The organism is Arthrobacter sp. JCM 19049 (assembly GCF_001310435.1).
In genome coordinates this window covers 1-7,270 of the sequence record NZ_BAXF01000084.1, presented here as the reverse complement: position 1 = coordinate 7,270, position 7,270 = coordinate 1, and the positions used below count along the sequence as shown (strand labels likewise).

Here is a 7,270-nt window from a genome sequence, read left to right as displayed (position 1 = left end):
CCTCGCACCTGCTCAGCCGCTGCGCCGAGATCGCCGGACCGCTGGCCAACGTGAACTCCCCGCGGCTGGGACGGGCCCGGGTGGATGCCGCCCTGCTAAGCGAACGGGAGTACTCCGCCTGCGTGCGAGCCGCCCAGGGTGAAAGCAACACGCAAATCGCCACCGCACTGTATCTCTCCCCGCGCACCGTGGAGGGCCACCTGCAGCGGGCCTACGCCAAACTGGGAATCCGCGACCGGCGCCAGCTCATTGACCATGACGACAGCGACCCCGACGGCTTCCACCATGGGGCGGCGCAACCGGCCCAGCCGAACCGGGCGTCGCAGGCTGTCACAAGCTACTGGGACAGCGCCATCTGAGCGGTGTCTGGCGCAGTATCCGCGCCGGCGGTCGGTTTTCGCCCAAACCCTGTCGGACAGGCCAGCTATTCGTCTACGCAGTACTACCTAAAAATTCCGAAAGCACTACTTAGTACCCCTCCAAATGTCCTTGGCACCCAATAAGCTATGGTCAATTGGCCAACGGGGCACTTGGACGCTTTGGGGGGCGTGCCATTTGGTCAATTGAGTAAGTTAGCCACGGTCTTCTCGCTCGCGTCGATGACGCGCAGAACGACTTCGGCCGATACCGGGAAAAGCCAGCATTCACAGATGCTGGCTTTTCTCGTTGCGCCGACTTTACCCCCGGATTCCTGTTCTGCGCCGACCCGGACGCGGCAGCGCGCTGTTGTTAACAAACGCTGATTTTGCTATGAATTCGCCCCCAACGGTGCTGACCAAGCCAACAAATGCCGGGCAGGACACGGCTCCTCGCCTAGGGTGTATGACATGGAACACCATACTTTGGTACAACTCGCGCATGGGGATGCGGTTCCGGCCATTGGCCAGGGCACGTGGTTCATGGGAGATGATCCCACGGCACGGGAGAAGGAAATCGCCACGCTGCGCACCGGCATTGAACTGGGCCTGTCACTGGTGGACACCGCGGAAATGTACGGCGATGGGCGCAGTGAGGACCTGGTCGGGGAAGCGATCGCGCCGGTGCGCGATGAAGTCTTCCTCGTCGACAAGGTCCTGCCCTCCAACGCCTCGCGGCAGGGCACCATCACCGCCTGCGAACGCTCGCTGGAGCGCCTGGGCACCGATTGGATCGATCTCTACCTGCTGCACTGGCCCGGGGCGCACCCGCTGGAAGACACCGTGGAGGCCTTCGAACAGCTCAAGGACCGCGGACTGATCGGGGCCTGGGGCGTGAGCAACTTTGATCCGGAGGAACTGTCCTACCTGCCCGGGCACCCGGCGGTAAACCAGGTGCTGTACAACCCCTCCCGCCGCGGCATCGAATTCGACCTGATCCCGCAGCAGCTGTCCATGAAGCCGCCGGTGCCGGTTATGGCCTACTCGCCCTGGAGCAGGGCGAGATGCTGTCCGACCCCACCCTGAACGCCATTGCCCAGGAACTGGGGGTCAGTGTCGCCCAGGTGCTGATCGCCTGGGCGATCCGCTCGGGCAGCGTGATCGCGCTGCCCAAGTCCAGCAGCATCGAGCATGTGCGGCAAAACGCGGAGGCCGGCAGCCTGCGGCTGAACGACGAGCACCTGGCCCGCATCGACGCCGCCTTCCCGGCCCCGACCTCACCGGTGCCGCTGGAAGTCATCTAGGGACCAAACATGAGACTGCACCATATCCAGCTGGCCATGCCCGCCGGGCTGGAAGACACCGCCCGCCATTTTTACGCCGAGCTGCTGGGGCTGGAGGAAGTCGAACGCCCCGCCCGATCCCATGACGGGCAGCTGTGGTTCTGCTGCTTCGACGACCAGGGTTGATCACCACCGAAATCCACCTGGAGGTCGGCGCCCCGGTGCCCGAAGGCAGCGGACACACCGGGCTGCGGCTGGCCGACCGGGAGGAGCTGGCGCTGCTGGCCCACACCCTGGAGCAGGCCGAGGTCCAGGTGGACTGGTCCGAACGGCACAGCTTCGAGGGCTATGAGCGCTTCTTCGTCCAGGACCCGTTCGGCAACCACCTGGAGCTGCTGGCCCCGGTCTACCTGTAGTGCCACCGGGGGTGACGTCCCGCTCACATTTGCCCGCCGGCGCCGCCACCCAAGTGGCCTGGGCGGGGCAGGCGTGGAATTATGGAGAAGTCAATGACTGGATCTTGGAAGGACCCGAACCAGTGCCCATCCGGCAAATCACCGTCTACGGGGAACCCGTACTTCATCAGCGCGCCGCGGAAGTGACCGTCTTCGACGACGAGTTGCGCGAGCTCGTCGCCGACATGCACACCACCATGGACGCCGCCCACGGGGTAGGCCTGGCCGCCCCGCAGATCGGCATCGGGCTGCGGATCTTCACCTACATCTACGCGGACCAGGACACCGCCCCGGAGCGCGGGGTGCTGATCAACCGAAGCTGACCCTGTCCAAGGTCTCCCAGGCGGCCCCGGACGTGGATGAGGAGTCCGAGGGATGCCTGTCGGTGCCCGGGCTCTCCTTCCCGCTCAAGCGCGCCGACTACGCGAAGGTGGAGGGCGTGGACGAGTTCGGCAAGCCGGTCTCCTTCGAGGCCCACGGCTGGTTTGCCCGCATCATGCAGCACGAGTTCGACCACCTGGACGGGCTGCTGTACGTGGACAAGCTGGTACCAAGTGGGACAAGCGCTGGCTGAAGGCGAAGAAGTCGCTGGGCTGGGGCACCCCGGGCATCACCTGGCTGCCGGGCACCGACGCGGACCCGTTCGGCCACTAGGCCCACCAGGCAAACCCGGCAAGGACCGGGTCCGTGAAGTTCGTGCTTCACAGACCCCGGTCCTTGTCATTGTGGTGGTGCCTGGGCGCCGTCCGGCAGGTCTAGTCGCGCAGCGTGATCGAGGCGACCGCGTCGCGGGCCTGGCCGGCCAGGTTCTTGGGCATCGGGGCGCTCTTGGCCGACTCGGCCGCCACCTGCTGGCCCTCGTCACTGACCACGTAGTCGGCGAACGTCTTGACCAGTTCCAGCTGCTTGGCGTCGGTGTAGCTGGAGCACAGGATGAAGTAGGAGACCATCACCAGCGGTAGCGCCCTGCGCGGTGGTGGTGCGGTCCAGCGCCAGGGAGATGTCGTGCTCGCCGCGGCCCTCGACCCGTTCGGCCTCCTCCACGGCACGGGCGGCCGCCTCACCGCTGACCTCAACAAACGTGTCCCCCGAGCCGATGGCCGCCTTGCCCAGCGAATCATCGACCAGCGAGTCATCCGCGTAGGTGATGGCGCCCTCGGTGCGGGTCACCGTGGTGACCACCCCGGAGTTGCCTGGGCCTGCTCCACCCGGGTGCCGAGGGCCAGGATCCACTCGGGTCGCTCTTCCACTGCTGGGGTGCAGCCTCGTGCAGGTACTCGGTGAAGTTCTCGGTGGTGCCCGAGTCATCCGACCGCACCACCACGGTCATCGGCACGTCCGGGATCTTCACGCCAGGGTTCAGCTTGGCGATGGCCTCATCCTGCCAGCTGGTGATCTGCCCGTTGAAGATCCGTGCCACTGTGGGCGCGTCCAGGTTCAGGCTCTGCACCCCGGGCAGGTTGAAGGCCACGGTGATCGGGGAAATGTAGGCCGGGATGTTGATGGCGCCCTGCGGGCCGCAGGTGGCTCGCGACTCGGCTTCCTCCTCATCCTTCAGGTACGCGTCCGAGCCGGCAAATTCGGTGCCGCCGGCCAGCAGGCCGGCGCGCCCGGCGCCGGAGCCACCGAGGCGTACTGCACCTGCACCTTGGGGTGCAGGGTGGAGAACCCGGTGGTCCAGGCGTTCATGGCCGCGTTCTGTGCGGTGGAGCCGCCCCCGGTGATGGTTCCGGTCAGGGAGGAGGTGTTCTGCTCGGCGGCCTTGCGCTGTTCTTCACCCAGCGGGTAGTCATTCCCGCAGCCGGTGAGCAGCAGTGTGCTCAGCGCGAGCACCCTGGTTACGGCCAGTGCGGGGCGGCGGTGGGTGCGGACCGGGTCAGGTGCGGACGTACCTGGCATGGGTGGAACTCCTGGGTTGGGGAAAAGTCGGCCCTCACTGTGGCCACCCTCAATCCTAGGCAACCCCGCTGGGCGTCGGCCACTTAGCCACGGCCCCCACAGCGCCGGGGAGATGCTCACCACCCCCATTCCCGCAGCGACCTGTGCGGAAGCGTTTTGGCGTCAACGGCAGCGACCGCCGGAACCGGGCTTTTTCGGCCCGGTTCCGGCGGTCGCGGTGGATGCGCTGTTTTTCGCGCCTACTTCATGGACTGGACCTGCAGCACCTTGCCGTGCGGGTGGCACTGCTGGACGGCCTTTTCCTGGGTCTCGGTCAGTTCGGCCAATTCACCGGTAATGGTCACCGGCTGGCCCACGGAGTGGGTGGTGCCATCCAGCTCAACGCCGGGGCGCTGGCGGTTCAGGACCTCGGCCTGTTCCGGCAGGAGCAGCAGGGTCGGCTCGCCCTTGTCCTTCAGGTGCAGGCAGCCGCCGTCGGCGACAATCAGCTTGCCGCTCTGCTCGGTGGCCTTCACATCCTTGAAGTCGGTGTCGGCGATGACCCCGCGCGGCTTCTCCTTGGTCAAGCTCAGCCTCGCCTCATCGGCGGCTGCGGTTTCGCTGGCCGGGGCGCTGGTCTTAGTGCTGGGGCTGGCTTCGGTGCTGGGGGTCGACTCGGCCTGAGTGCTCGGCGCCGCTTCGCTGCTGGCCGCCGGGCTGGAGGGGGCCTGGGACGCGCTGGCGTCGTTGGGCTGCGCGGAGCAGGCAGTCATGCCAGCCAGACTCAACGCGAGCACTGCCACCATGGGACGAATACGCTTTCGGGTGTCTGCGGCAACTGCTTTCATATTTCCGAGCCTAACAAGTACCGTCAAAAAAATGTCGCTGATCACTGGTGATTAAACGCAGCACCGGGCGCCAAGTACGCAACAATGCGTTCCTGGCGCCCGGCGGTTGGGCTTGCTGCCGGTGCTACTGGGCGGCGACGGCCTCGGCCTTCAGCGCCGGAACGGCGACCGGGTGGGTGCCGGCGATGCTCTCGATCACGCGCACCACCTGGCAGGAGTAGCCGAACTCGTTGTCGTACCAGACGTAGACGACGGCGTTCTTGCCCGAGACGATGGTGGCCAGCCCGTCGACGATGCCGGCGCGGCGGGAGCGACGAAGTCGGTGGACACCACTTCCGGGGAGTCGATGTAGTCGATCTGCTTGTGCAGGTCGCTGGTCAGCGAGGTCTCACGCAGGTACGCGTTCAGCTCGTCCTTGGTGGTCTCCTGCTCCAGGTTCAGGTTCAGGATTGCCATGGACACATCCGGGGTGGGGACGCGGATGGCGTTGCCGGTCAGCTTGCCGGCGAACTCCGGCAGGGCCTTGGCCACGGCCTTGGCGGCCCCGGTCTCTGTGATGACCATGTTCAGCGCTGCGGAGCGGCCGCGGCGCTCACCCTTGTGGAAGTTGTCGATCAGGTTCTGGTCGTTGGTGAACGAGTGAACGGTTTCGACGTGGCCGTGCTCGACGCCGAACTTGTCGTTCAGGGCCTTGAGCACCGGGGTGATGGCGTTGGTGGTGCAGGAGGCGGCCGAGAGGATGGTGTCCTCGGCGCCGATCCACGAATCGTTGATGCCGTGCACGATGTTCTTCACGTCGCCCTTGCCCGGGGCGGTGAGTAGCACGCGGGAGACGCCCTTGGCCTTCAGGTGCTGGCCCAGACCCTCCTCGTCGCGCCAGCGGCCGGTGTTGTCCACCACGATGGCGTTGTCGATGCCGTACTCGGTGTAGTCCACCGAGGCCGGGTCATTCGAGTAGATGACCTGGATCAGGGTGCCGTTGGCCAGGATGGTGTTGTTGTCCTCGTCCACGGTGATCGAGCCGTCGAACTTGCCGTGCACCGAGTCGCGGCGCAGCAGGCTGGCGCGCTTCTGCAGGTCGTTCTCGGCGCCCTTGCGCACCACAATGGCGCGCAGGCGCAGCCCGTAGCCGCCGCGTTCGATCAGGATGCGGGCCAGCAGGCGGCCGATGCGGCCAAAGCCATAGAGGACGACGTCCTGCGGCTCGGCGTCGGTGGCGCCGGCCTGGCCGACCTTCTCGCCCAGTTCCTCGCTCAGGAAGGACTTCAGATCGGTGGCGCCGGATTCGGTGAACTTCTTGTTCAGGCGGCCCAGGTCAACGGACACGGCCCCCACGTTCAGCTCATCGATGGCTTCGAGGATCGGCATGGTCGCGGTCAGAGCCAGCTCTTCGCCATCAATGCGACGCACCAGGCGGTGGGCCTTGATGATGTCAATGGCGGACTGGTTGATCAGCTTGCGGCCGTAGATGGAGGTCACCACATTGTTCTTGCGGTAAAGACGTCCGATCAGCGGAATCATGGCCTCGGCGAGCTCTTCGCGCCCGCTCCAATCTTCCTGGGCAACGACAGACTGCTGGGTCACAGAAAATCCCTTCCAATTTCAGCCGACTTCCGGATCCTCAAAGTCGGTTGGCACCGTGAGAAGCACCATTGCATTTACGGTGGCACGGGGTTTCAGGATCATTCCCCGTTGAATACACATCCATCATAAACGTTTGGTGAACCGGTGCGGAATGTGACCCTGTGAGACCTGTCACCCAGCCGGAGGACAGCGCTCGGAAGAACCGCCGGATCACGGTGGAGGCAGGAGGAGGGGTGAATGGGATGACCGATACGCCGGGTTCTGTTCCGCCTGCATGAGGCGGCGACGACCATCTATCTACGGCTGCCGTTGCCGACAGCCTCTAGCGGTCCACCCAACTGCTGGGGCGAACAGCCTCATAACGCAGTCTGTCTGACCTTGCTCCGAGTGGGGTTTACCTAGCCGTCCCGGTCACCCGGGACGCTGGTGGTCTCTTACACCACCCTTTCACCCTTACCAGGAAGACCTGGCGGTTTACTTTCTGTGGCACTGGCCTGCGGGTTACCCCGAGTGGGCGTTACCCACCACCCTGTTCTGTGGAGCCCGGACGTTCCTCGGGCCGCTGATGCGGCACGCGGTCGCCTGGTCATCCCATTCGCCCTTCATTCTACGCGCTGCACCGGCAACGACGGCAATCAGCGGGTTGCCGGAAGGGATTATGGCGCTTGCAGACCGCCTTCACCCGATGGGCGTTGGGGCGTGGACTGCTAGTACGCTGGAAGGCGTGCTGATTCTGTTGCCCCCTTCCGAAGGTAAGACCGCCCACGCGAGCGGTGACCCATTTGAGATGTCCGCGCTCTCCTTCCCCCAGCTGGGCGAGGCGCGCGGTGAGGTGCTGGCGGCGCTGCGCACGGTGTCGGCCGCCG

The 7,270-nt window shown here is 65.5% G+C and carries 6 protein-coding genes, 1 other RNA gene and 3 pseudogenes; 6 read left to right on the top strand and 4 right to left on the bottom strand.

The genetic code is table 11. From position 1 onward, the window contains the following. From JCM19049_RS06125 to def, 6 genes and pseudogenes are all read left to right on the top strand, one after another. Nucleotides 1–359: helix-turn-helix transcriptional regulator (locus JCM19049_RS06125; protein ID WP_279402578.1), on the top strand; the 359-nt coding region annotated here is incomplete at its 5' end. A 468-nt stretch (nucleotides 360–827) separates the two neighbouring features. Continuing rightward, nucleotides 828–1,442 (top strand): aldo/keto reductase, encoded by a 615-nt coding sequence (locus JCM19049_RS06120; protein ID WP_279402577.1) that lies wholly within the window; start codon nucleotides 828–830, stop codon nucleotides 1,440–1,442. Then, nucleotides 1,421–1,660, top strand: a complete 240-nt coding sequence (locus JCM19049_RS18950) for an aldo/keto reductase (RefSeq protein WP_279402576.1) — start codon at nucleotides 1,421–1,423, stop codon at nucleotides 1,658–1,660. Before JCM19049_RS06120 ends, JCM19049_RS18950 begins: the two co-directional genes overlap by 22 nt. A gap of 9 nt (nucleotides 1,661–1,669) precedes the next feature. Then, nucleotides 1,670–1,825: a hypothetical protein gene (locus tag JCM19049_RS18945; RefSeq protein WP_279402575.1), complete on the top strand. Its 156-nt coding sequence runs from the start codon at nucleotides 1,670–1,672 to the stop codon at nucleotides 1,823–1,825. Next, nucleotides 1,822–2,055 (top strand): hypothetical protein, encoded by a 234-nt coding sequence (locus JCM19049_RS06115; protein WP_054821135.1) that lies wholly within the window; start codon nucleotides 1,822–1,824, stop codon nucleotides 2,053–2,055. Before JCM19049_RS18945 ends, JCM19049_RS06115 begins: the two co-directional genes overlap by 4 nt. Before the next feature lie 122 nt (nucleotides 2,056–2,177). Then, a pseudogene (gene def / locus JCM19049_RS06110) lies at nucleotides 2,178–2,748 on the top strand (peptide deformylase). Between the two features lie 101 nt (nucleotides 2,749–2,849). Here def and pstS read toward each other — a convergent pair. From pstS to rnpB, 4 genes and pseudogenes are all read right to left on the bottom strand, one after another. Then, nucleotides 2,850–3,993 (bottom strand): annotated as a pseudogene (gene pstS / locus JCM19049_RS06105) (phosphate ABC transporter substrate-binding protein PstS). A gap of 239 nt (nucleotides 3,994–4,232) precedes the next feature. Further along, nucleotides 4,233–4,745 (bottom strand): hypothetical protein, encoded by a 513-nt coding sequence (locus JCM19049_RS06100; protein WP_054821134.1) that lies wholly within the window; start codon nucleotides 4,743–4,745, stop codon nucleotides 4,233–4,235. A 199-nt stretch (nucleotides 4,746–4,944) separates the two neighbouring features. Next, a pseudogene (locus JCM19049_RS06095) lies at nucleotides 4,945–6,404 on the bottom strand (glyceraldehyde-3-phosphate dehydrogenase). Nucleotides 6,405–6,638: 234 nt separating this feature from the next. After that, an RNA gene (gene rnpB / locus JCM19049_RS06130) (RNase P RNA component class A) lies at nucleotides 6,639–6,998 on the bottom strand. Nucleotides 6,999–7,270 lie beyond the last annotated feature (272 nt).

Bases quoted from the DNA above. Each gene is read 5' to 3' on its own strand.
- JCM19049_RS06120 (WP_279402577.1), top strand. From the start codon at position 828: ATGGAACACCATACTTTGGTACAACTCGCGCATGGGGATGCGGTTCCG.
- JCM19049_RS18950 (WP_279402576.1), top strand. From the start codon at position 1,421: ATGCTGTCCGACCCCACCCTGAACGCCATTGCCCAGGAACTGGGGGTC.
- JCM19049_RS18945 (WP_279402575.1), top strand. From the start codon at position 1,670: ATGAGACTGCACCATATCCAGCTGGCCATGCCCGCCGGGCTGGAAGAC.
- JCM19049_RS06100 (WP_054821134.1), bottom strand. From the start codon at position 4,745: ATGACTGCCTGCTCCGCGCAGCCCAACGACGCCAGCGCGTCCCAGGCC.